General features: G+C 60.2%; 21 protein-coding genes. 11 read left to right on the top strand and 10 right to left on the bottom strand.

What is annotated here, in order from left to right; all coding sequences use genetic code 11:
- Positions 1–231 precede the first annotated feature (231 nt).
- Both KYE_RS18920 and prlC read right to left on the bottom strand, forming a co-directional pair.
- Positions 232–489 (bottom strand): YheV family putative zinc ribbon protein, encoded by a 258-nt coding sequence (locus tag KYE_RS18920; protein ID WP_008176700.1) that lies wholly within the window; start codon positions 487–489, stop codon positions 232–234.
- A gap of 57 nt (positions 490–546) precedes the next feature.
- Positions 547–2592: an oligopeptidase A gene (gene prlC / locus KYE_RS18915; RefSeq protein ID WP_008176698.1), complete on the bottom strand. Its 2046-nt coding sequence runs from the start codon at positions 2590–2592 to the stop codon at positions 547–549.
- Between the two features lie 293 nt (positions 2593–2885).
- On the opposite strand from prlC, the gene KYE_RS18910 reads away from it, so the two are divergent.
- The 5 genes from KYE_RS18910 (at position 2886) to KYE_RS18890 (ending at position 8029) form a co-directional block, all read left to right on the top strand.
- Positions 2886–3422 (top strand): gamma carbonic anhydrase family protein, encoded by a 537-nt coding sequence (locus KYE_RS18910; protein WP_008176696.1) that lies wholly within the window; start codon positions 2886–2888, stop codon positions 3420–3422.
- Positions 3423–3488: 66 nt separating this feature from the next.
- Entirely contained in the window at positions 3489–3734 is a 246-nt protein-coding gene (locus KYE_RS18905; RefSeq protein WP_008176693.1) for a hypothetical protein, read from the top strand.
- Positions 3727–5637 carry a glucans biosynthesis glucosyltransferase MdoH gene (gene mdoH, locus KYE_RS18900; RefSeq protein ID WP_008176691.1) on the top strand — a complete coding sequence of 637 codons (1911 nt, stop codon included), beginning with the start codon at positions 3727–3729 and terminating at the stop codon, positions 5635–5637. Before KYE_RS18905 ends, mdoH begins: the two co-directional genes overlap by 8 nt.
- Positions 5638–5815: 178 nt before the next feature.
- The gene (locus tag KYE_RS18895; RefSeq protein ID WP_008176689.1) at positions 5816–7384 is read left to right on the top strand and encodes a hypothetical protein; all 1569 of its coding nucleotides are present in this window, start codon (positions 5816–5818) and stop codon (positions 7382–7384) included.
- 189 nt (positions 7385–7573) lie between these two features.
- A complete protein-coding gene (locus tag KYE_RS18890; RefSeq protein ID WP_008176686.1) occupies positions 7574–8029 on the top strand; it encodes an Hsp20/alpha crystallin family protein in 456 nt (151 codons plus the stop codon).
- Between the two features lie 41 nt (positions 8030–8070).
- On the opposite strand, the gene KYE_RS18885 is transcribed toward KYE_RS18890, so the two are convergent.
- The 8 genes from KYE_RS18885 to KYE_RS18850 form a co-directional block, all read right to left on the bottom strand.
- The gene (locus tag KYE_RS18885) at positions 8071–8388 is read right to left on the bottom strand and encodes a PA4642 family protein (RefSeq protein WP_008176684.1); all 318 of its coding nucleotides are present in this window, start codon (positions 8386–8388) and stop codon (positions 8071–8073) included.
- 113 nt (positions 8389–8501) lie between these two features.
- Positions 8502–9335, bottom strand: a complete 834-nt coding sequence (locus KYE_RS18880; protein WP_008176682.1) for a flagellar motor protein MotB — start codon at positions 9333–9335, stop codon at positions 8502–8504.
- Between the two features lie 4 nt (positions 9336–9339).
- A complete protein-coding gene (locus KYE_RS18875) occupies positions 9340–10113 on the bottom strand; it encodes a motility protein A (RefSeq protein WP_008176680.1) in 774 nt (257 codons plus the stop codon).
- A 55-nt stretch (positions 10114–10168) separates the two neighbouring features.
- Positions 10169–10996 carry a shikimate dehydrogenase gene (gene aroE / locus KYE_RS18870; protein WP_008176678.1) on the bottom strand — a complete coding sequence of 276 codons (828 nt, stop codon included), beginning with the start codon at positions 10994–10996 and terminating at the stop codon, positions 10169–10171.
- Positions 10989–11915, bottom strand: coding sequence for an oxygen-dependent coproporphyrinogen oxidase (hemF, locus tag KYE_RS18865; protein WP_008176676.1), 927 nt, complete (start codon positions 11913–11915; stop codon positions 10989–10991). The genes aroE and hemF overlap by 8 nt, the downstream gene beginning before the upstream one ends.
- A gap of 8 nt (positions 11916–11923) precedes the next feature.
- Positions 11924–12496, bottom strand: coding sequence for an L-threonylcarbamoyladenylate synthase (locus KYE_RS18860; protein ID WP_008176674.1), 573 nt, complete (start codon positions 12494–12496; stop codon positions 11924–11926).
- Positions 12497–12540: 44 nt separating this feature from the next.
- Entirely contained in the window at positions 12541–13683 is a 1143-nt protein-coding gene (dprA, locus tag KYE_RS18855) for a DNA-processing protein DprA (RefSeq protein ID WP_008176672.1), read from the bottom strand.
- A gap of 71 nt (positions 13684–13754) precedes the next feature.
- On the bottom strand, positions 13755–14771 hold the full coding sequence (locus tag KYE_RS18850; protein ID WP_008176670.1) for a LysM peptidoglycan-binding domain-containing protein: 1017 nt from the start codon (positions 14769–14771) through the stop codon (positions 13755–13757).
- Positions 14772–15189: 418 nt separating this feature from the next.
- On the opposite strand from KYE_RS18850, the gene def reads away from it, so the two are divergent.
- The 6 genes from def (at position 15190) to glyS (ending at position 22639) form a co-directional block, all read left to right on the top strand.
- Positions 15190–15693: a peptide deformylase gene (gene def / locus KYE_RS18845; protein WP_008176668.1), complete on the top strand. Its 504-nt coding sequence runs from the start codon at positions 15190–15192 to the stop codon at positions 15691–15693.
- Between the two features lie 92 nt (positions 15694–15785).
- Positions 15786–16721, top strand: a complete 936-nt coding sequence (gene fmt, locus KYE_RS18840; protein WP_039882172.1) for a methionyl-tRNA formyltransferase — start codon at positions 15786–15788, stop codon at positions 16719–16721.
- A 1-nt stretch (position 16722) separates the two neighbouring features.
- Positions 16723–18024, top strand: a complete 1302-nt coding sequence (gene rsmB / locus KYE_RS18835) for a 16S rRNA (cytosine(967)-C(5))-methyltransferase RsmB (RefSeq protein WP_008176664.1) — start codon at positions 16723–16725, stop codon at positions 18022–18024.
- Complete coding sequence (trkA, locus tag KYE_RS18830; protein ID WP_008176663.1) at positions 18021–19424, top strand: Trk system potassium transporter TrkA; 1404 nt, start codon at positions 18021–18023, stop codon at positions 19422–19424. Before rsmB ends, trkA begins: the two co-directional genes overlap by 4 nt.
- A gap of 105 nt (positions 19425–19529) precedes the next feature.
- Positions 19530–20555: a glycine--tRNA ligase subunit alpha gene (gene glyQ / locus KYE_RS18825; protein WP_008176661.1), complete on the top strand. Its 1026-nt coding sequence runs from the start codon at positions 19530–19532 to the stop codon at positions 20553–20555.
- Positions 20556–20557: 2 nt separating this feature from the next.
- Positions 20558–22639, top strand: coding sequence for a glycine--tRNA ligase subunit beta (glyS, locus tag KYE_RS18820; protein WP_008176659.1), 2082 nt, complete (start codon positions 20558–20560; stop codon positions 22637–22639).
- Positions 22640–22645 lie beyond the last annotated feature (6 nt).

Raw genomic sequence — 22645 nt, 5'->3', positions numbered from 1 at the left:
TCAGACATCAATTTCCGGCGGGAAAAATATCCCGGCCCCCTCACATAGAAACCATCAGATATCGCTGAAAAGAATTTGCCTTAAAGAGATATCTTTTGAGTCAGATCGAGAGGGTGTGGGTGTGCTTTTCTGCCGGGAAAAAGATGTCTGAGCGAAGCGAGTTGTTTTTCCCAGAAGAAAAGCATTCCCATGGCCTCTCCGCCCCTCAACCAGAAGGCCAGGAGATAAGAATTAATCCTCGTCGTCAGCAGCAGACTTGAAAAACACAACCTGCTTGACGGTGTGATCGTCCTCGTTCTTGCGCTTGTTCACCCGGGTCTCGAGCTCGGGGTTGGACGGTTGTTCGGCGTCAGACACCGCATCGGTGAAGCCGCAGGCCACGCACTCGCGTACCTGGTCATCGTCGTCGGTGGTGAACATCATGATCTTGTCCATCTCCGCGCAGCGAGGACAGACGGCGCCGGCGATAAAACGTTTTGGACTCGCCATATAAATACTCCCGTTTGGAACAACCGGCAGCCTTTACGACTGCCGGCTCAAATTGGGTCAGGCCGCTTCGTCCGTGATGCCGGTTTGTTTCAGTAGCGCATCCACCTGCGGTTCGCGACCCCGGAAGGCCTTGAACAATTCCATCGGCTCCTGTGAGCCGCCTTTCTCCAGAATATTATGGAGGAAGGCCTTGCCGGTTTCCGGGTCGAAGATACCTTTTTCCTCGAACAGGGAGAAGGCATCGGCCGCCAGCACTTCCGCCCACTTGTAGCTGTAGTAGCCAGCCGCATAGCCACCGGCAAAGATGTGCGAGAAGGAGTTGGGGAAGCGGTTGAATTCCGGGGCTTCCACCACGGCAATCTCGCTTCGCACCTTGCGATGCATATCCAGCGGGTTGGTGGGCGCTTCGTCGGTGAATTCCGCGTGCAGGCGGAAGTCGAACAGTGAAAATTCGAGCTGGCGCACCATGCCCATGCCGGACTGGAAGTTCTTGGCCGCCAGCAGTTTCTGCAGCAGATCTTCCGGCAGCGGCTCACCGGTTTCGTGGTGCGAGGCGATCAGGCCCAGGGATTCCGGATTCCAGCACCAGTTTTCCAGGAACTGGCTGGGCAGCTCGACGGCGTCCCAGGCGACACCGTTGATGCCGGACACATCCAGCACGTCCACCTGGGTCAGCATGTGATGCAGGCCGTGGCCGAATTCGTGGAACAGGGTGGTGACCTCATCGTGGGTCAGCAGTGACGGCTTGCCGCTGACCGGCGGTGTGAAGTTGCAGGTCAGGAAGGCTACCGGCAACTGGAGCTGGCCACGCAGGTTGCGCCAGCGCACCCGGCAATCGGCCATCCAGGCACCGCCACGTTTGCCTTGGCGGGCATAGAGGTCGAGATAGAACCAGGCCAGGGGCTCACCGTTGCGACTGATACAGTAGGCAGTCGCATCCTCGTGCCAGGTTTCCACTTCCGGCTTCGCTTCAATCTGGACATCGAACAGCTTTTCAGCGACACGGAACAGTCCGGGCACCACCTTGTTCACCGGGAACCAGGGACGCAGGGTTTCCGGAGAGATGTCGTAGCGCTTCTGGCGAAGCTTTTCGCTGTAATAGCCGATATCCCAGGCCTGCAGTTCCTCGGCGCCGTACTCGTCTTTCGCGAACGCCCTGAGTTCGGCAAATTCTTTTTCGGCCTGGGGCTTGGACTTGGCCGCCAGCTGGTTCAGGAAGTCCAGCACTTCGTCGCTGCTGCGGGCCATCTTGGTGGCCAGAGAGCGCTCGGCGTAATTGTCAAAGCCCAGCAGCTTGGCCTGGGCGTGGCGGCGCTTGAGGATCTCCGCCATCACCGGGGTGTTGTCCCACTGGCCGGCATCCGGGCCCTGGTCGGAGGCGCGGGTCACAAAGGCTTCATAGACTTCCCGGCGCAGATCCCGGTTGTCGCAGTAGGTCATAACCGGGAAGAAGCTGGGGAAATCCAGGGTGATCACATAGCCTTCCAGCTCTTTCTGGCGGGCGGCCTGTTTGGCGCTCTCAATAGCCGTCTCCGGGACGCCGGCGAGCTCATCCACGTCTGTGATGTGCTTGAACCAATGCTGGGTTGCGTCCAGCACGTTATCGCTGAACTTGTTGGACAGCTCGGACAGCTCCCGGGACAACTCGGCATACTGCTTTTTCTTGTCTTCCGGCAGGTCGACACCACCCAGATGAAAATCCCGGAGGGTGTTTTCCACAGACTTGCGCTGGGCTTCGCTCAGGTTCTTGAAATCGTCTCGCTCGGCCAGCTTCTTGTAGGCGTCGCAGAGGGCCGCGTTCTGGCTCACTTCGGTGCTGTACTCGGTGAGCTTCTCCAGGCAGTTCTTGTAAACCTTGCGCAGCTCGTCGTTGTTCATCACGCCGTTCAGGTGCGAAATCACCGACCAGGCATTGCTCAGCTTGTCGTCCAGCGCCTGCATCGGCTGCGCCAGGGTCTCCCAGGTGGGATCCTCCTGCTCCGCGAGCTGGCTGATCTTCATCCGGTTTTCACTGAGAATCTGGTCAATTGCCGTTTCCATGTGCTCGGTGCGAACATGGTCAAACTTCGGCAACAGGTCGTCAGTCAGTAACGGGTTATTCATAGGTCCCCTTCTCAGCTAGTCGAATCTTGGGTAGTTTGGTTTCTTCAAGTTATGAGGCTGGCACCTGTGGGAGAGGCCCTTCCAAAACACGCTCCTTGCGGCACCCCTCCGGGGTCCGGCCTGCAATCATAGATTGCAGTCGTTCGGCTGAAGCATGAAGCTTTGCTTCATAAACGCTCAGCCTCACCCATGTGACGCTTGACTGTCGCCATCCATGGCGACAGACAGTTTTGGAAGGGCCTCTCCCACAGGCACCCCGGGCCTTCGGGTAATTCATCAATGAGTACTATGTAATGACGAATATACGTTCACACAAGGGTATCACGCCAGATTTTGGGGAACGGGCGTGGGTAGATCCAAGTGCAGTGGTGATTGGCGATGTTGAAACCGGCGATGACGTTTCCATCTGGCCGATGACCGTGGTGCGTGGCGATATGCACAAAATCCGTATCGGGCATCGGTGCAGCATCCAGGATGGGTCGGTTCTGCATATCACTCACGCCAGTGACTACAACCCCGGTGGTTATCCGCTCACACTGGGGGACGACGTGACTGTGGGCCACAAGGCGCTGCTGCACGGCTGCACCATTGGCAGCCGCGTTCTGGTGGGCATGGGCTGCATCATTATGGATGGCGCCGTGGTGGAGGACGAGGTGATTGTTGCCGCGGGCTGTCTGGTGCCACCTGGCAAAACCCTGGAATCCGGGCACCTTTATGTGGGATCGCCCTGCAAAAAAGCCCGGGCGCTGACCGAGAAGGAGCGGGGGTTCTTCAAATACACCGCCGCCAACTACGTCCGCCTGAAGGATGAGTACCTTAACGATCAGTAAGCCAGTGGTCTGAACTCAGGGCCGTAGCCGTATGTTTCGGGGTAACCCAGCATCCCGGAGACCATTGTGGATTCATCGGACGAACCGTTTGATCGAGCATTGCTGTACCTGCGTGCTGCAGGCCACGATACCGGCCCGGAAACCCGAGCGCGGGTACACAGCATGTTGCAGGCGCGCGAGGCTGAGAGCCCGGCCTTGAGTACCGGGCAATTACTGGAACAAATGTCCCAGTGGTTTGTCCTGCCCGCGCTTCATCAGGGTCGTCATCTGCCACCCATAGCCCGGGCCAGTATCAGGTATCCCCGTGATTAATGCCGGCTCCTGGCGCCCGGTTGCCTTCCGGCGCCGCTTCCTGCTTGTCTTCCTCGTTGCCGCTCAGACGCTGGCCGGCGTGGTTCTGTGTGCCCAGACTATCCCGGATCAGGCCAGTTCCGGAATGATCGCCTTATTGCTGTTGGTATTCGGGGTGCTGTTTGCCTGGATTGGCGTGGGTTTCTGGACGGCCGTTTTCGGATTCGTTGCCCTCCGTTTCGGTGGCGACCCCTGGAGCCTTTCCAGCCGTGCAGGGCCGAGTGGGCCCTCGGAGTCGCTCTCTGCCCCAACCGCGGTCGTGATGCCCATCTGCCATGAACCTGTGCAGCATTCCCTCGGTGGTTTGAAAGCGATCATCCAGGATCTTGAGCAACAGGGGCAGGCCGGGCCCGTGGATTTCTATGTGCTCTCGGACAGTCGGGACCCGGACATCTGGCTGGAGGAACAGGCGACCTGCGAGCAGATACGCCGGGAGCTGGGCCCAGGCCAGCACCTGTTCTACCGGCGGCGCAACATCAACCTGAACTACAAGAGCGGCAATATCGCCGATTTCCTGCGTCGATGGGGTCGCCGCTACCGCTATATGGTTGTCCTGGATGCCGACAGTCTGCTCAGTGCCCACTGCATTACCCGGCTTATACAGCTCATGGAAGCTCGGCCCAAGGCGGGGATCATCCAGACCACACCCCGCCTGGCCCGGGCAGAAACCCGGTTTGCCCGTCTGCAACAATTTGCCAATCGCTGCTATGGCAGGCTCTACAGTGCCGGTCTGGCAGCCATCCAACTGGGGGAAGCCACTTACTGGGGCCACAACGCGATCATCAGGGTAGCCCCGTTCATGGCTCACTGTGGTCTTCGCAAGCTTCGGGGGCCCGGTCTGTTCCGGGGGCCCGTTCTCAGCCATGACTTCATCGAGGCTGCACTGATGGGCCGGGCAGGCTACGAAGTATGGCTGGAACCGGCCATCGCCGGCAGTTTCGAGGAATCACCGCCGACACTCGAAGACGACCTGATCCGCGACCGGCGCTGGTGTCGGGGCAATCTCCAGCACCTGTGGCTACTGGTAACCATGGGCAAGATCCGAATGGCCCACCGGATGGCCCTGTTGACCGGTATTCTCTCCTATCTGGCTTCTCCGCTCTGGCTGATTTTCCTGGGCTTATCCGGCTATGTGGCGTTGGCCGGCCCGACGCCCGAGCCTGCGCTACCCGGCGTAATGGCCACAACGGAAGCCGGCTCAGGCACAGGTGCCCTGCTGGTTGCGGTAACCGCACTGCTACTCTTTGGCCCCCGGCTTCTTGCCGTGACGGACCACGGTCTGGCCCGACGAACCGCCAGGTTTGGAGGCCCGTTCAGGCTCTATGGCAGCACTCTCGTCGAAACACTGGCGGCGCTGGCGCTCGCTCCGATCCGGATGCTGGTTCATACCCTCCATGTGGTCCGGGCTCTGCTGAATCTCAAGGTGGGCTGGCAGGGGCAGAACCGGTCCGGCGGTTTCACTCCGGGGCTCAGCTTCCAGCACTTTGGCCCGCTTCTGTTATCAGCCGCCGCAGGCCTTGCTCTGATTCACTGGCACGCGCCGACTCTGACGCCCTGGGCCCTACCGGTAATGACACCGGTATTACTGGCGCCGGCTCTGGCCTTCTTGCTGGCCCAAAAGCCCAGCACAGATACCTGGCTGAAAGTGCCCGAGGATGGTCATATCGCGAGAGTGATTGAACTGGCCAGCGCCATCCCCCTACTTCGCCATAACCCCGACCGGTTAAGCTGGTTCGAGCAGATGGTTCTGTCGCCGGTCTTTGCCAGGGTTTCCCGATATGACGCTCAGCCGGCCCCGGTAAAAAAGCACGGGCACTGGAACGGCTGGTCAATCTTTGCGCCACGGGAGGTAAAGAGGCACTGAATCACCGGGAACTCAGCCTGATCTGCAACCATCCGGGGGCCCTGGAAGCCCTGCATTGGCGAGCCTGGAATGCCTCATCAGAATCACCATGGCGTGACGTGCTGGTTCGTATGGCGCAGTCCGTTGAGGGGGCCCCTCCGGCTGCAGTGTCCTTGCCCCGTCGGCGAGACGAACTGGCATGGGTAGAGGCGGCCTCGTGATACTGGTGTGGCTGCTCATCCTGAACGGATTATTCCTGCTGCCCGCCCTGGCATTGCCCGGCGACAATCCCTGGTTTTCCCTGGAAGCCCTGGTCGTCTGGGCCGTCATCTGCGGGCTCAGAGTGCCGCAACAGCGGTATCGCGTCGCCCAGGTGCTGGCCGTTCTGTATGGGCTGCTGGTGCTTCTTGTTCTGGCAGATGCTCTGGTTCGGGAAAGTCTTGGCCGAGGACTGAATCTTTATCTGGAGTTTGGTCTGCTGGACGCCGCCTGGAACCTGCTGGATACCAACCTGGGGGGCGTTCTGGCGGTGCTGGCTCTCGGTGCTCTGGCAGCCGTGCTTGTCGGGATAGGCTGGCTGTTTCACTATGGACTGGACCGACTGGGCCATCATTCCCCGGCCCATCTGGGCAAACCCCTCTGGCTGATGTCCGGGCTTTTCCTGGCCGGGGCCGTAACCCCGTGGATTGGTAGCCCGGCACTGGCGTTCGTTGCCAATCAGGCTTCCCTGATCACCCACACCCACCAGACAACCCGGAACTTTGCCGCCGAGCTGAACACCCGGCCCGGACGACAGAGCCAGCCCACTCCGTTGCCAAAGCTGGCGCAAACGGATGTAATTCTGGGTTTTATCGAATCCTACGGCGTGTCGACAATCACCGACGAGCGCTACCGTTCGACGGTCAGCCGAGGCCTTGAAGCCATGGGCCGGTCACTTGACGCGGCCGGGCTGACGGTCGCCACCGGCCGGCTGCAATCACCCATCCAGGGTGGCCAGTCCTGGCTTGGTCATCTATCCGTGTTGAGTGGCCAGTGGATCCACAACCAGCTTGCCTACGAAACCCTCCTCAGCTCCGGCTACGCCACTCTAATCGATGACTTCCGCAGTACAGGGCACAGCACTGTCGCCGTGATGCCGGCAATCACCCAGGCTTGGCCCGAGGGCCGACTGTTCCGGTACGACCGGATCTACGATCACGATGATCTGGATTACCAGGGGCCGCCGTTCAACTGGGTCACCATGCCCGACCAGTACACCTGGCACCGGTTCCAGGCCATTCGGGAAGCCCATCAGGGGCCGCTGTTCGCCGAACTGGCGCTGATCAGCAGCCACGCACCCTGGGTTCCGATCCTGCCGGTGCTTGAGGACTGGCAAAGCATCGGCAACGGAGAGGTGTTCCGGCGCTGGGAGGGTGCCGGCGAGGCACCGGTTTCGCTATGGCGCGATCCGGACCGGGTTCGCCAGCACTACGGACAGGCCATTGCCTATGCCCTGGAAGTTGCCGGAGGCTTCGCCACCCACTATCTGAAACAGGACGCTCTGATGGTCATCCTGGGCGACCATCAGCCGGCGCCGCTGATCACCGGTGAGGACGCCAGCCGCGATGTGCTCGTTCATGTCATCAGTGCCAACCCATCGCTGGTGGAACCTTTCCTGTCCGGCGAGCTCCCGGGATTCCAACCCGGTATCCGGCCCGATCCGGAGACGGCAGGCGCCACCATGAGCCGATTCCGTCCGTTTTTACACCGGCATTTCGGGGAACTCTGAAGCCAATTCGACCCTGATCAAAATTCGACCAACCCCACCCTTGAAAACATTTTTGCTGCACCTACATTCGGAATTAGCAGAGGTTCACGGATAGCCATCCGGCAGGCGCTACCGGCATGGAGCTGTTCCGCGATCGAAGCTGATATTCAATTATTCAGATTCGTTTCGTTTGAAAAGGAGGGATGCTTTATGAGCAATCTTACCCGTTGGAATCCGGTCAATGAGTTCGAAGACCTGATGAACCGCTATAACCGCATGTTCGGCCTGACCCGCTCAGGCGGCGAGCGCGAAAGCAAAGACGTGTTCAGCCGCAGCGACTGGGCTCCGGCCGTGGACATCAAGGAAACTCCGGAGGCCTTCACCATCGAGGCGGAGTTGCCGGGCATGTCCAAGGAAGACGTAAAAGTAACGGTACACGAGGGCGTTCTGAGCATTCAGGGTGAACGCAAGAGTGAAAACGAGACCGACGACAAGAAGCACCACCGGATAGAGCGTTTTTATGGCAGCTTCCTGCGCCGCTTCACGCTGCCGGACAATGTCGATGAGAACAGCGTGAAGGCCAACTTCAAGGACGGCATGCTGACCCTGACGCTCCAGAAAGCCGAGCCGAAGGAGCCCAAGGCCATTGAAGTCGACGTGCAGTAAACGCCGACAACCTCAGGCAATAACGCACGGCCGCAGCGGGATCAGTTCCCGGCTGCGGCCGTTTTTTTGGCACCGGCCTTTTCCAGCGCGCGGGCATAATCCACACTGCGGCGATGCCGGGAAATCAGGTCCAGAATGGTTTCCCCGTCCGGGCCGGTGGCATTCAGATCCCGTCCTTCGGCAACGAGAAATCCGATAAAGCGTTCGAAATCTTCCGCTCGCATGGCCTGGTAGGCTTTCAACAGAGCGTTATAGTCGGCATTCTCCGCAGCATCCCAGGGGCGGATATCCAGAAAACTCCTGACCCGCTCATCGCTCCATTCCTCGCCAATCACTTTCGGCTTATCCGGTCCACTCATGGTTGCTCTCTCGCTTCGCTGTGCCAGTGAATTATCGGGCGCACAGTATAAAGCCCTGAAAGCTGGACAGTTATATGGATTGCGAATGAGAAGCTACGCCTCAGATATAAGGCTCAGGGCCTGATTTCGACGGGCAGATCGCCGGTGGGCACCTCGTCGTTGCATTCGGGATTGCGAATGGCGATTTCCACCCGGCGATTCAGGGCCCGGTTCTCCGGTGTGTCGTTCGGCGCAAGCGGGTTGGTCTCGGCACGCCCGGCCGCCACCACCCGTTCGGCCGGCACCTGCCGATTCATCACCAACTCGTGCACCACGGACACGGCACGGGCCGCGGAAAGATCCCAGTTAGAGCGGTAGCGGTCACTGGAAATGGGCCGGTTATCGGTGTAGCCGGACACCAACACATCACCGGTACACGCCGACAGCACGTTCACCACCCGTTCGATAATCGGGATCATCTCGGGCTTGATGGCGGCCTCGCCGGATCGAAAGGTAGCCTCCTCGGAGAAGCGGATCACCACCTGGTTCTGGTCGTAATTGACACTCAGGGCTTCCGAAGCCACCTCCGATTCCAGTTCCCGGATCATCCGGCTGGCCAGATCGATCACACCACCCGGAATCTGGGTGGGCGCGGCACCCTCCGCGCGCTCATCAATGAACTCGGGCTCCCGTGCCTGGGATTCTGTGGGCTCGGGAAGGGAGACCGTGTCCGATTCAATCATGGTCAACGGGGAGCCACCAATATCCTCCGCCAGGACGTTGCTGGAGCCAAAGGCCACGGCCATGGAGTTGGCCATGGCCCGGTACTTCTCAACGTCCATTTCGGCAAACGACAGCAGCAGTATGAAAAAGGTCAGCAGCAGGGTGGCCAGATCGGCAAAAGTGACGATCCAGGCCGGCGTCTGGTTCTGCAGACGCTTCCTGTTTTTCTTCTGGACCAGTTCCAAACCCTCAGGCCTCCCGCTCCGGCGCCAGGCCGGTGCGCTGCTCAGGGGTAACAAAGGAGGACAGCAGTTCCGTCATTACGCGGGGATTCTCGCCGCGCATGATGTTCTTGATGGACGTGATGATCAGCATCTGGTTCCGGGCCTCGTCCTCGGCTTTCAGCTGCAGCTTGTCGGCCAGGGGCAGGGCAATCAGCTGGGCAATAAACGCACCGTACAAGGTGGTGAGCAGGGCGATCGCCATGGCCGGGCCAATGGAGGACGGGTCATCCAGGGTATTGAGCATCTGTACCAGACCCACCAGGGTGCCCAGCATGCCAATGGCCGGGGCCGATTCGCCAATACCCCGGAACACCCGCTCGGCCACTTCGTATCGCTCGGCGGTCTGCTGGGTTTCCTGGGCCAGCGCCTCTTCCACCAGTTCCGGCGGGTGGCCGTCGACACACAGATTGATCGCCTTCTGCAGGAACTCATTATCCGTCTGGTGGTTTTCCAGGCCGAGAATGCCCTCTTTGCGCACCACCATGGCCAGCGCGCCCACTTCCCGGATCAGCTCCGCCGGCCGCGCCATACGGTCGGTAAACGCGGCAGACATGGCCAGGCGGAACGCGCTCATCACCGACGCCATGCGGAATTTGATCAGGGTTACACCAAAGGTTCCGCCCAGCACAATGGCGAGGCCCGGAAGGTTCAGGAACGTCAGGAAGGAGGCGTTGGCCAGCATCGCCAGCAAGACGATCAGGACACCAGCCACAAGCCCCACAAGGGTAAGAATATCCATCGAAAATCCCTACGGAATGTTGACCCTGAGCATAGCCCAATCCGGGGGCCGCGACTCAGTCGTTACGCAATTCCTCAATGACAGGACGTGTGGCGGGGCTGATGCCGCGCCAGATCCGGAACGATTCAGCCGCCTGCTCCACCAGCATACCAAGCCCGTCATGGACGATCTGTGCGCCCTGTTCAAGTGCCCACTGATTGAAGGTGGTGGTCTGCAGAGAATACATCATGTCGTAGACCACCGTTTGCTCTCCGAGTACCTCCGGTGACAGCGGTGGCAGATCGCCCTGGAGGCTGGCACTGGTACCGTTGATGATCACGTCAAAAGGCTCCCGGGGCTGTTCGAATCCGCAGGCAGAAAGCGCGGTCTCGCCCGCCACGGGTTTAAACAGCTTAACCAGCGCGTCAGCCTTGGCAACCGTCCGGTTGGCAATGGTAATGGCGGCAGGATGCTCCGCCAGGATCGGCCCCAGAACACCACGAACCGCGCCACCGGCCCCCAGCACCAGGATGCGTGCCTGCCCAAGGACAACACCGTGGTTCACAACCAGGTCTCGCACAATACCGCACCCGTCAGTGTTGTCAGCGGTGAGCCGGCCCTCGTCATCGAGATACAGGGTATTGGCGGCCCCGGCATTCTCGGCCCGCTCGGTACGACGGTCCGCCAGCTTCCAGGCGTCCTCCTTGAAGGGCACGGTTACGTTCAGGCCCTTGCCACCCCGTTCAAAGAATTGCCTCACCGTGCCGGCAAAATCATCCAGTGGCGCCTGGATGGCCGTGTACTCAACCGGCTCACCGGTCTCGCTGGCAAACAGGCTGTGGATCCTCGGCGATTTGCTGTGGCTGATGGGGTTGCCAACTACCGCGTAGAGATCGTTAGTCATGTTGGGTCTCCAGCCAGTTCCGCCCGGTCAGGAAATAGTCTGTCAGCCGGGCTTCTTCCGAATCGGGCTCCGCGGTCCGGTTGTAGTCCCAGCGCACCAGCGGCGGCAGCGACATCAGTATGGATTCGGTGCGACCGCCGGATTGCAGGCCAAACAGGGTGCCGCGGTCATAGACCAGGTTGAATTCCACGTAGCGCCCCCGGCGGTAGAGCTGGAAATCCCGCTCACGGTCACCAAACGGATGATCCATTCGGCGCCGGACGATCGGCTCGTAGGCGTCTATGTAGCTATCGCCCACCGCTTTCATCAGGCCGAAATCCTGCTCGAAGTCGCCGGTGTTGTGGTCATCAAAAAACAGACCACCAACACCCCGGGGTTCATCCCGGTGTTTCAGATAAAAGTAATCATCGCACCAGTCCTTGAAGCGCTTGTAGGTGCCCTCTCCGAACGGCTCGCAGGCATCGCGGGCTGTTCGGTGCCAGTGCACACAGTCTTCCTCAAAACCGTAGTAAGGCGTGAGGTCGTAGCCGCCGCCAAACCAATAAACCGGCTCGCTGTTCTGCGGCGTGGCAATAAAAAACCGCACGTTGGCGTGGGAGGTCGGCACATAGGGGTTGTTGGGGTGGATCACCAGGGACACACCCATGGCCTGCCAGGGAGCACCGGCCAGATGGGGACGATGAGCGGTGGCCGAAGCTGGCATGGTATCGCCCATGACGAGAGAGAAATTAACACCGCCTTTCTCGAACACCCGGCCTTCGGTGATCACCCGGCTGACACCGCCGCCGCCTTCCGGCCGGTCCCAGGCATCCCGGATGAACGATGCACCGTCATCGACAGCCTCCAGTCGGCTACAGATCGATTCCTGCAATCCCAGCAGGTACTGCTTTACCGCCTGGCTATCGGGTTGCTGTGCCATAAACGCTCCTAACGAAGTTGCTGACCACTGACAATATCAATAATACGACTGGGTTTGCGATTACCACCCAATGCCCCCGGTACGATCCAGTCAAGCTGATCGCCAAAGTAGCCCCTGACCTGCCAGATATGTCGGGCTGGCTGGCGCCCGGCCGGATTGCAGGATGTGGAGACCAGAGGCATGCCCGTGGCCTCGCAGAGCGCACGTACCACAGGATGTTCGCTGACCCGGACGGCAATGGAACTGTGTTGTCCACGGACCCAGCCCGGAATCTGGCGCTCAATGTCTGGCAGCAGACAGGTCACAGGACCTGGCCAATGGCGCTCCGCTTCGGCCTGCATCGACCGGGTAAGGGGATCGAGCAGAAAGCGGATCTGGTCCACGGACGAAGCCACCAGAATCATCCCTTTTTCGACCGGGCGCTGTTTCAGTTCCAGAATCCGCTCCACCGCCTCCTGATCCCAGGGGTCACATCCCAGGCCCCAGACAGCTTCGGTGGGATAGGCAATAACACCGCCACTGAACACTGTGCGGCGAGCACAGTGCAGTTGCCAGTCAGAAAGGGGATGGGAGTGGGCCATACTGCTCGTGTCAGAATTGATCAGGGTAGATGGTTACACCGGATTCAGGCGATTTTCTGAAAACCTCCCGGCGCCGAACTGACCAGGCCCTGCAACTCCAGAAGCAACAGGGACTGCATGAGTTGATCGGCTGGAAGACCGGTTGCTGAACTCAGTGCGTCGGTTGACTGTGGATCATACCCTAAAGCCTCAAACACCGCGATTTCACGGCCGTCGAGGCCAGCCAGGAGGCCCTTGCCTCCGGGCTTCGGTTCCGGGGTGCCAGCCGCCTCGGTTACCAGCGGCGGGGACCACCAGGCACCAAGCTCCTCCAGGATATCCTCCACCGTTTCCACCAGGCGGGCCCCCTGTTTGATCAGGTGATGACACCCCCGGGCAACAGGGCTGTGCACCGAGCCGGGAATGGCGAATACTTCCCGCCCCTGCTCCAGCGCCATCCTCGCGGTAATCAGGGAGCCGCTGCGCAGTCCCGCCTCGACCACCAGCACCCCACGGCTCAGGCCACTGATAATCCGGTTACGTTGGGGAAAGTGCGCGGCTCTTGCCGGCGTGCCAGGAGGATACTCGGAAATCATCAGTCCGTCGGCAACGACTCGCTCACCCAGGCGGCGATGCTGGTGAGGGTAGACGCGGTCGAGGCCACAGCCAATCACCGCGACGGTGGGATACCCCGCATCCAGTGCCCCCGCATGGGCAGCGCCATCGACCCCGAGCGCCAGACCGCTGGTCACCATCAGATCGCGGGCGCTCAGTTCGGCGGCAAAACGCCGGGCATGATCCAGGCCGGCGGGCGTAGCCTTGCGACTACCGATGATACCGATCTGGTCCCGTGCCAGGAGCTCCGTATCACCTCGGGTGAAGAGCACCAGGGGCGCGTCGTGAATGTGCCGGAGCTGCTCGGGGTAGTGGGTATCTCCCCAGGTCAGAATACCGACGGCATGCTTCTGGCAATCGTGCATTATGGTCCGCACCTCACGAACCGCCGGATGCGCATCATCCTGCTTTTGCCAGGCCTGGATTGCGGCCATGGCGTCTGCAGTCATGCCCACGGCCCGCAGGGTTGCAGCATTCATGGAAAGCATTTGGGGCAAATCAGGAAATTCAGTCAGCAGTTCACGCCGACGGGTACGGCCGAGGCCGGGCAGGCAAGTCAGGAACAGCCATTGGGCTGTGGCAGAGGAAAACACGGCATCATCCTTGAAAACAGCGAGGCCGGACCTTCCTGGTCCGGCCGTTGCGTCTATCGGTAGTCAGTCAATCAGGGGTTGGTCACCTTGTCGCCCACCGTCAACACGCGGTTGGCCTGCAGCACCAGACCGTAGCTCATTTTTTCATAAGCCTGGAACACCATCAGCAACCCGGCACGCTCGGAGGGCAGCTCGATGGTTTCTCCGGTCACCGGATCGCGAACCAGGTTGCCGCTTTTCAGCACGGCCATCACGTTGCCAGCTTCCAGACCTTCCCGAGTGCCGCGGTTTATGGCAACCACATCAAACTGACCGATCTGGCTTACACCGCCATCAACCGAGATCATCTGCCCTTCAATATCCTGGTCGGGAGCACTGGGCACAAAGCTGGTGGTCAGACGGCGGTCTTCACTCACCATCAGTCGGTCGCCAATGCGAACTTCTTCGCTGGAGCTGGTCAGGTTTACGGTCAGCACATCGCCGTTTTCCCGGGCGACATCACCACGGGCAATACTGCGCGCCTCAAGACCGAGGAACTCGCCAGTATCCGGATCCCGGAACTCCTTGCTGCGACGGAATACACCCACTTTGTCTGCAGGCTTTTCTCCGCGAGCATACAGCTTGTCGCCAGCACCGGTGATAATCCGGCCGTCTTCACCTTCGAGAACATACGGAGCACCGTTGATCTCTTCCGGGCTGACAATACGGGTGTCCGTCAGGAAACTGCCAATGGCATCAAGCGGGATCGCCGGGATGGGCGTATCGATGGGCTCGGAACGTACCTTGGGCGACAGCTTTACGACATCGTTGCTGGCAACCTTCGTAATACGGGGCTTGCCATCAATATAAACCAGGGCAAGGCGATCACCGGGATAAATCAGGTGAGGGTTGGCGACCTGCGGGTTTACATGCCATATTTCCGGCCAGTACCAGGGGTTGTTCAGAAAACGGGCCGAAATGTCCCAGAGGGTGTCACCCTTAACTACGGTGTAACGCTCGGGATGATCGGACCGCAGCTCCGGTGCAGCATGAGCCCAGGAGGTTATAAGCAGCGTAGTTGCTGCCAGAGCGTACAGCAGTTTCCTCATTGTGTAAGTCCTTGATCGCGTGCCTTGATTCTTTGCATTCTGTTGGGATGCAGTCAGTTACCTGCAGCTTATTACGTTGTTATTCCAGTTACTATAGAAGAAGTCTCGCAAATTGTGATGTTATCTTTTGTTCTTCCAGTAAATTCTATCCCGTCGTTGAAAGATTTTAACTATTAACTGATCAGTTTGTACTCAATCGACGAATTGTTGGATAATACTCGTATAAAGCTTGAGAACCCCTCCAGCCGTTGAAAGCTGGGGCCTTGCCCCGATAATAGTAGAGGCAAGGTGAAAATTTGCGCAGTACGCTGTCGCATTTCGGAGATCAGTTTCACACTGTTACAAAGAGCAGCAAAGTCAAAAGGCATGCCGGCACAATACCGCGGGCATCCCGACATACAGGCTAAAAGACCGACCTATGATACTAGAGATTCTCGAATACCCGGATCCCCGTCTACGCACCATTGCCAAACCGGTAGAAGAGGTGACAGACGCCGACCGCAAGCTGATCGACGACATGTTCGAGACCATGTACGATGCGCCCGGCATTGGCCTTGCGGCCACCCAGGTGAATGTGCACAAACAGATCATCGTTATGGATCTGTCCGAGGACAAGAGCGAGCCGCGGGTGTTCATCAATCCCGAGGTGGAAGTGCTGGACGGCGAACGGGAAGCCATGCAGGAAGGTTGCCTGTCTGTGCCCGGTTTCTACGAAGACGTTGAGCGGATCGAACACTGCATGATCCGTGCAATGGACCGGGACGGCAAACCGTTTGAACTGGAAGCGAAAGGCCTGTTGGCTGTCTGTATCCAGCATGAGATGGATCACCTGAACGGCAGGTTGTTCGTTGACTACCTCAGCTCTCTCAAGCGCAACCGCATTCGCAAAAAGCTGGAGAAGCAGCACAAGAAAAGTGCCTGATCAGGCTTTGGCCTAGCCCAAAACCAGACACTATTCCGGACCGGGTCATGACCCGGTCTTTTCGTATACAACGGAACAGAGATCACTACACCGTGCGACTTGTTTTTGCTGGTACACCGGATTTTGCGGCAACCGCGCTCCGCGCCCTTATTGCAGCCGGCCACACCATTGTTGGCGTTTACTCCCAGCCGGATCGTCCCGCCGGCCGTGGCCGGAAGCTGCAGCCCAGCCCGGTCAAGCAGGTGGCGCTGGACCACGGGATCCCGGTCTTCCAGCCCGAAACACTGAAAACGCCCGACGCCCAGAAGCAGTTGGCCGATCTGAATCCGGACGTGATGATTGTCGCGGCCTACGGTCTGATCCTGCCGAAGGCGGTTCTGGACATTCCAACCCACGGCTGCCTGAACATCCACGCCTCTCTGCTGCCACGCTGGCGCGGCGCCGCACCTATTCAGCGGGCCATAGCGGCAGGCGATGCGGAAACCGGCATCACCATCATGCAGATGGACGAGGGCCTGGATACCGGCGCCATGCTGTTGAAATCCCTGACCACCATCGAGGACAACGACACCGGCGGCAGTCTCCATGACCGCCTGGCTGAACTCGGAGGCCAGGCCATCATCAAGGCCCTGGAGCTTCTTCAGAAGGGCGAACTCACCGGGGAATTCCAGAACGACCAGCTGGCCTGCTACGCCAGCAAACTGAGCAAGACTGAAGGCCATATTGACTGGGCCGCAGATGCCATAGCGATTGAACGGCTGGTTCGCGCCTTTAACCCCTGGCCCGGAACCTACACCGATCTGGGTGACCAACGCATCCGGATTCACGAAGCCCATGCCCTGGTTACCGCCAGCGACGCTTTCCCCGGCACCGTAGTACAACGGGACCGGGACGGGATCGACATTGCCTGCGGCAACGGCACCCTGCGCATCACCCGTCTCCAGCTGCCGGGCTCCCGCGCCCAGAGCGTGAACGACCTGATCAATGGCAGCAAGGAACTGCTCATGCCCGGCCAGGAGCTGCGCTGAGATGGGCGACCGACAACACCCCATGCGCGCCATCGCCGCGGGTGTGATGCTTTCCGTGGAGAATGGCCAGTCCCTGTCCCAGTGCCTGCCGCCCGCACTGAACCGCCTGCCCGCCAATGAACGCCCGGTTCTCCAGGCGCTCTGTTACGGCACCTGCCGCTGGTTTTACCGCCTCGACGGCGAGCTCAACAGCCGGCTGAAAAAACCTTTGCGCAAGCCCGACCGCATCATCCATCACCTGATGCTGGTTGCCCTGTTCCAGTTGCGCTTCAGCCAACAGGCCAATTACGCCGTTCTCAATGAAACCGTTGAAGCCTGTCGCGCCCTGGACAAACCCCATCTGACCGGGCTGGTGAATGGTGTCCTCAGGGCCGCGGAGCGGGAAGGCGCACCAGAACCGGCAGACGATGCCGCCAGGTTCAGCCACCCGGTGTGGATGGTGGAAAAGCTCCGCCACAACTGGCCGGAAGACTGGCAGCACATTCTCGACGCCAACAATGCCCAGGCCCCCATGACCCTGCGGGTAAATGCCCTCCGTTTTGCCCGTGATGAGTATCTTGGCCTGCTGGCTGAGGCCGGCATCGAAGCAAAGGCAACGCGCTTCGCACCCCACGGCATTCAACTGGCCACTCCGGTTCCTGTCGACCGGCTGCCCTGGTTCGCCGATGGCGCTGTCAGCGTTCAGGATGAGGCCGCACAATTGTGTACCACCCTGATGGACCTGGCGCCTGGCCAGAGGGTCCTGGATGCCTGTGCCGCTCCCGGCGGCAAAACCTGCGCGATTCTGGAGGGCTGTGGCAAGTTGGCAGAAGTGGTCGCCATCGACGAATCCGCTGATCGCCTGCCCAGGGTTCAGGAGAATCTGGACCGACTTGATCTCAACGCCACCCTGAAACAGGCGGATGCGGCTGCGACCGACCAATGGTGGGACGGCGAGGCATTCGATCGCATTCTGCTGGACGTGCCCTGCAGCGCCAGCGGCGTGATTCGCCGCCACCCTGATATCAAGTTATTGCGCCGTGAATCGGACATTACCCCCCTGGCGGCCATACAACTCGGGTTGCTGGACGCAATGTGGGCTATCCTGAAACCCGGAGGCCGGCTGGTGTATGCCACCTGCTCGGTGTTCCCGCAGGAAAACCACCGTATAATTCAGCGGTTTTGCAAGCAGCAGACCGATGCCATTCTCGTTGAGCCGGAGGCTCAATGGGGACGCGATATGGGTGCGGGGCGGCAACTGCTCCCGGATCCGGACAGCCATGACGGCTTCTTCTACGCCGTGCTGGAGAAACCCGAACCATGAAAATCCTGATTCTCGGTGCCGGCCAGGTCGGCGGTACCCTTGCCGAAAACCTTGCCAACGAAGCCAACGACATCACCATCATCGACAGCGATGGTGCCCGATTGCGCGAATTGCAGGACCGGCTCGACATCCGCACCGTTCAGGGCGCGGCGTCCTATCCCACGGCACTGCGACAGGCCGGAGCCGAAGACGCCGACATGCTGATTGCCGTCACCAACAGTGACGAAACCAATATGGTCGCCTGCCAGGTGGCCAAACTGCTGTACAAGACCCCGACCACCATATGCCGGGTACGAGCCAACGCCTATCTGGCGAAATCCGAACTTTTCTACCAGCGCGACCAGACCAAGGACCTCGACAGCCTGCGGGGCTTTCCCATTGATGTTCTGATCAGCCCCGAACACCTGGTGACCAAACACATCACCCGACTGATCGAGAACCCCGGCGCCCTCCAGGTACTGGAGTTTTCCAAGGGCCTGACCCGCCTTGTGGCCATCCGTGCCACCAAGGGTGGCCCGCTGGTGGGCCATGAGCTGTCTTACCTGCGCACCCACATGCCCAAGATCGATACCCGGGTGGCGGCCATCTTCCGCAAAGACCGGGCGATCATGCCCGAGGGCAACACGGTGATTGAAGACGGGGACGAGGTGTTCTTCATTGCCGCCGGCGACCACATCAAGTCGGTGATGAGCGAACTCCAACCCCTGGTCAAACCCTACAAGCGCATCTTCATCTGCGGGGGCGGCAATATCGGTCAGCGGCTTGCCCATACCCTCGAGAACCGGTACCAGGTCAAACTGCTAGAGCGGGACCACGAGCGCTGCGTCATGCTCTCGGAGAACCTGCGTAAGACCGTGGTTCTGGAGGGTAACGCCGCCAACAAGGATATCCTGCTGGAAGAGAACATCGAGAGTACCGATGTGTTCTGCGCAGTGACCAACGATGATGAAGCCAACATCATGGCGTCGCTTCTGGCCAAGCGCCTGGGCGCCCGCAAGGTCCTGACCCTGATCAACAATCCGGACTACGTGGATCTGATTCAGGGGGGCGACATCGACGTGGCCATCTCGCCCCAGCAGACCACCATTGGCAGCCTTCTGACCCACGTTCGCCGGGGTGATGTTGTGAACGTTCACTCACTGCGCAGGGGCGCAGCGGAGGCAATCGAAGCGATTGCCCACGGGGATCACAGGTCTTCGAAAGTGGTCGGTAAACGGCTTGATGAAATCAACCTGCCAGAAGGCACCACCATCGGCGCCATCGTGCGCCGCAACGAAGTTCTGATCGCCCACGATCACCTCCGGATCCAGCCGGACGACCACGTAATCCTGTTCCTGGTGGACAAAACCCGCATCCGGGATGTGGAAAAACTGTTCCAGGTGGGTCTCACCTTCTTCTGACTTAGAAATACACAGCCAGCACGCGTATAATGCGCCTTTCTTTTTTCGGAGCGCCCCGAAGGACAACCGGGGCGCCACACACAGACTGATCAGCAGGCAACCGTCGTGACAGACAAGGCAACGAAACAGACAACTCCGGATATCGGGACCTTCCAGGGCCTTATCCTGGCTCTGCAGAATTTCTGGGCGCAGCATGGCTGCGTGGTCCTCCAGCCACTGGACATGGAAGTGGGTGCCGGCACGTTCCACCCGGCCACCTTCCTGCGTGCCATCGGGCCGGAAACCTGGAACGCCGCCTACGTTCAGCCCAGCCGCCGTCCTACCGACGGCCGTTACGGTGAGAACCCGAACCGCCTGCAGCATTACTACCAGTTCCAGGTGGTTCTGAAGCCATCACCGGACAACATCCAGGAACTGTACCTGGATTCCCTGCGGGCGCTGGGGCTGGACCCGCTGGTTCACGACATCCGGTTTGTGGAAGACAACTGGGAGTCCCCGACGCTGGGCGCCTGGGGTCTGGGCTGGGAAATCTGGCTGAACGGCATGGAAGTGACTCAGTTCACCTACTTCCAGCAGGTTGGCGGCCTGGAATGCTTCCCGGTGACCGGCGAACTGACCTACGGGCTTGAGCGGATCGCCATGTACCTGCAGGGCGTCGACAGCGTGTACGACCTGGTCTGGACCGAGGGCCCGGACGGTGTGGTCACCTACGGTGACGTGTTCCACCAGCAGGAAGTGGAGATGTCCACCTACAACTTCGAGCACGCTGACACCGAGTTCCTGTTTCATAGCTTTGATGTTCACGAGCGGGAGAGCGCACGGCTGATCGAAGCCGGCCTGGCCCTGCCAGCCTATGAACAGGTTCTCAAGGCCTCCCATACTTTTAACCTGCTGGACGCCCGCCACGCCATCTCGGTTACCGAGCGTCAGCGCTTCATCCTGAGGGTTCGCACCCTGGCTCGTGCCGTCGCCCAGGCGTACTTCGACAGCCGTCGCTCGCTTGGCTTCCCGCTCGCCCCCGAGGCGTTGCGCAAGGAAGTCCTTGCCGCCGCTGAGGCCGCCGACGACAAGGCGAAAAGCAAGAAGGGCAAGAAAGCGAAGAAGGTACAGCAGGAACAGGGGAACGCATAACCATGGCAACACAGGATTTTCTGGTCGAACTGGGCACCGAAGAACTGCCCCCCAAGGCCCTCAAGCCGCTGTCTGACGCCTTCACCCAGGGCATTGCCCGGGGCCTGGAAGAAGCGGGCATCGAATTTGGCAAGGTTGAAGCCTTTGCCGCTCCGCGCCGCCTGGCCGTGCGGATCCGGGATCTGGCTGACTCCCAGCCGGACAAGTCGGTTGAAAAACGTGGCCCTGCCGTCAAGGCGGCATTCGACGACGCTGGCAATCCGACCCGCGCGCTGACCGGCTTTGCCACCTCTCTGGGCGTAACCCCGGACCAGCTCGACACCCTGGAAACCGACAAGGGTGCCTGGGTGGTCTACCGCACGGTCGAGCAGGGCAAGCCCACCGTAGAGCTGATGCCGGAACTGGTGGAGCAATCCCTGGCCGGCCTGCCGATTCCCAAGCGCATGCGCTGGGGTGCCCACCGCACCGAGTTCGTGCGTCCGGTGCACTGGGTGGTGATGCTGTTTGGCAACAAGGTGATCGAGGCGCCCATCATGGGCCTGACTCCGGGCAACAAGACCCGCGGTCACCGCTTCCATTGCCCGAAATCCCTGATCGTACCTACGCCGGGTGATTACGAAGTCGTCCTCAAGCAGGAAGGCTATGTGATTGCCGATTTCGCCGAGCGCCGGGAACAGATTCGCGCCGGCGTCACCGAGCTGGCCGAGAAGGAAGCCGGTGGCAAGGCCGTCATCGATGAGGACCTGCTGGACGAAGTCACCGCGCTCAACGAGTGGCCAGTGCCGTTGATGGGCCGATTCGAGGAACGGTTCCTCGAGGTTCCAGCGGAGGCCCTGATTTCCTCTATGAAGGAACACCAGAAGTACTTCCACGTGGTGGCCGCCGACGGGGAAATGCTGCCGCTGTTCATCACCGTGGCAAACATCGAAAGCAAGGACCCGTCACAGGTTGTTTCCGGTAACGAGAAAGTGATCCGGCCCCGGCTCTCCGATGCCGCGTTCTTCTACGAGACCGACCGGAAGACCAAACTCGAGGATCGCATCGACGCCCTCAAGCCCATCGTGTTCCAGGAAAAACTGGGCAGTATCTACGACAAGTCTGTGCGCGTTGCCGCACTGGCCAAGAAAATCGCCGACGCCATCGGCAGTGATCCGGCCCTCGCCGAGCGCGCCGCCATGCTGGCGAAGACCGACCTGGTCACCGAAATGGTCCTGGAGTTCACCGACCTGCAGGGCATCATGGGCCAATACTACGCCGCTAACGACGGCGAACCGGAAGACGTGGCCAAGGCGCTGAACGAGCAGTACATGCCTCGTTTCGCTGGCGACGACCTGCCAACAACCCTGACCGGCTGTGCCATTGCCATCGCTGACCGTCTGGACTCCCTGGTGGGCCTGTTCGGCATCAACCAGCCGCCATCCGGCACCCGGGACCCGTTCGCCCTGCGCCGCGCCTCTCTCGGTGTGCTTCGCATCATCATCGAACGTGAACTGCCGCTGGATCTGCAGACCTGCTGCGAGTGGGCGGAACAGAACTTCACGGTGCTGACCGAACAGAATACCGCCAGCACGGTTGTCGACTACATGCTGGAGCGTTTCCGCGCCCATTACGACGAGCAGGGCATTGGTGCCGAGGTTTACCTGGCCGTTCACGCCCGCCGTCCGACCCGCCCGCTGGATTTCGACCGCCGGGTGAAAGCGGTGGAAGCTTTCCGCCAGCTGCCCGAAGCGCAGGCCCTGGCCGGCGCCAACAAGCGGGTTTCGAACATCCTGACCAAGCAGGGTGGTGACAGCATCGGTGAAACCGTCGACGTCAGCCTGCTGCAAGACAGCGCGGAAAAGGCGTTGGCCGAGCAGGTTGACCAACAGGCCGCCAAGGCCCTGCCGCTGTTCGAGAACGGCGACTACGCCAGCGCTTTGAGCTCCCTGGCCAGCCTGCGGGAACCGGTAGATAACTTCTTTGATGAGGTAATGGTCATGGCCGACGACGACGCCATCCGGAACAACCGACTGGCCCTGCTGAACCGTCTGCGCAACCTGTTCCTGCGCGTCGCGGATATCAGCCTGCTGCCCACAGCAGGCTGATAACGT

It is taken from the genome of Marinobacter manganoxydans MnI7-9, assembly GCF_000235625.1.
GTDB classification, from domain to species: domain Bacteria; phylum Pseudomonadota; class Gammaproteobacteria; order Pseudomonadales; family Oleiphilaceae; genus Marinobacter; species Marinobacter manganoxydans.
This window is presented reverse-complemented; position numbering and strand designations above follow the sequence as displayed.

Bases quoted from the DNA above. Each gene is read 5' to 3' on its own strand.
- KYE_RS18920 (WP_008176700.1), bottom strand. From the start codon at position 489: ATGGCGAGTCCAAAACGTTTTATCGCCGGCGCCGTCTGTCCTCGCTGC.
- prlC (WP_008176698.1), bottom strand. From the start codon at position 2,592: ATGAATAACCCGTTACTGACTGACGACCTGTTGCCGAAGTTTGACCAT.
- KYE_RS18910 (WP_008176696.1), top strand. From the start codon at position 2,886: ATGACGAATATACGTTCACACAAGGGTATCACGCCAGATTTTGGGGAA.
- KYE_RS18895 (WP_008176689.1), top strand. From the start codon at position 5,816: ATGGGTAGAGGCGGCCTCGTGATACTGGTGTGGCTGCTCATCCTGAAC.
- KYE_RS18890 (WP_008176686.1), top strand. From the start codon at position 7,574: ATGAGCAATCTTACCCGTTGGAATCCGGTCAATGAGTTCGAAGACCTG.
- KYE_RS18885 (WP_008176684.1), bottom strand. From the start codon at position 8,388: ATGAGTGGACCGGATAAGCCGAAAGTGATTGGCGAGGAATGGAGCGAT.
- KYE_RS18875 (WP_008176680.1), bottom strand. From the start codon at position 10,113: ATGGATATTCTTACCCTTGTGGGGCTTGTGGCTGGTGTCCTGATCGTC.
- aroE (WP_008176678.1), bottom strand. From the start codon at position 10,996: ATGACTAACGATCTCTACGCGGTAGTTGGCAACCCCATCAGCCACAGC.
- hemF (WP_008176676.1), bottom strand. From the start codon at position 11,915: ATGGCACAGCAACCCGATAGCCAGGCGGTAAAGCAGTACCTGCTGGGA.
- KYE_RS18860 (WP_008176674.1), bottom strand. From the start codon at position 12,496: ATGGCCCACTCCCATCCCCTTTCTGACTGGCAACTGCACTGTGCTCGC.
- KYE_RS18850 (WP_008176670.1), bottom strand. From the start codon at position 14,771: ATGAGGAAACTGCTGTACGCTCTGGCAGCAACTACGCTGCTTATAACC.
- def (WP_008176668.1), top strand. From the start codon at position 15,190: ATGATACTAGAGATTCTCGAATACCCGGATCCCCGTCTACGCACCATT.
- rsmB (WP_008176664.1), top strand. From the start codon at position 16,723: ATGGGCGACCGACAACACCCCATGCGCGCCATCGCCGCGGGTGTGATG.
- trkA (WP_008176663.1), top strand. From the start codon at position 18,021: ATGAAAATCCTGATTCTCGGTGCCGGCCAGGTCGGCGGTACCCTTGCC.
- glyS (WP_008176659.1), top strand. From the start codon at position 20,558: ATGGCAACACAGGATTTTCTGGTCGAACTGGGCACCGAAGAACTGCCC.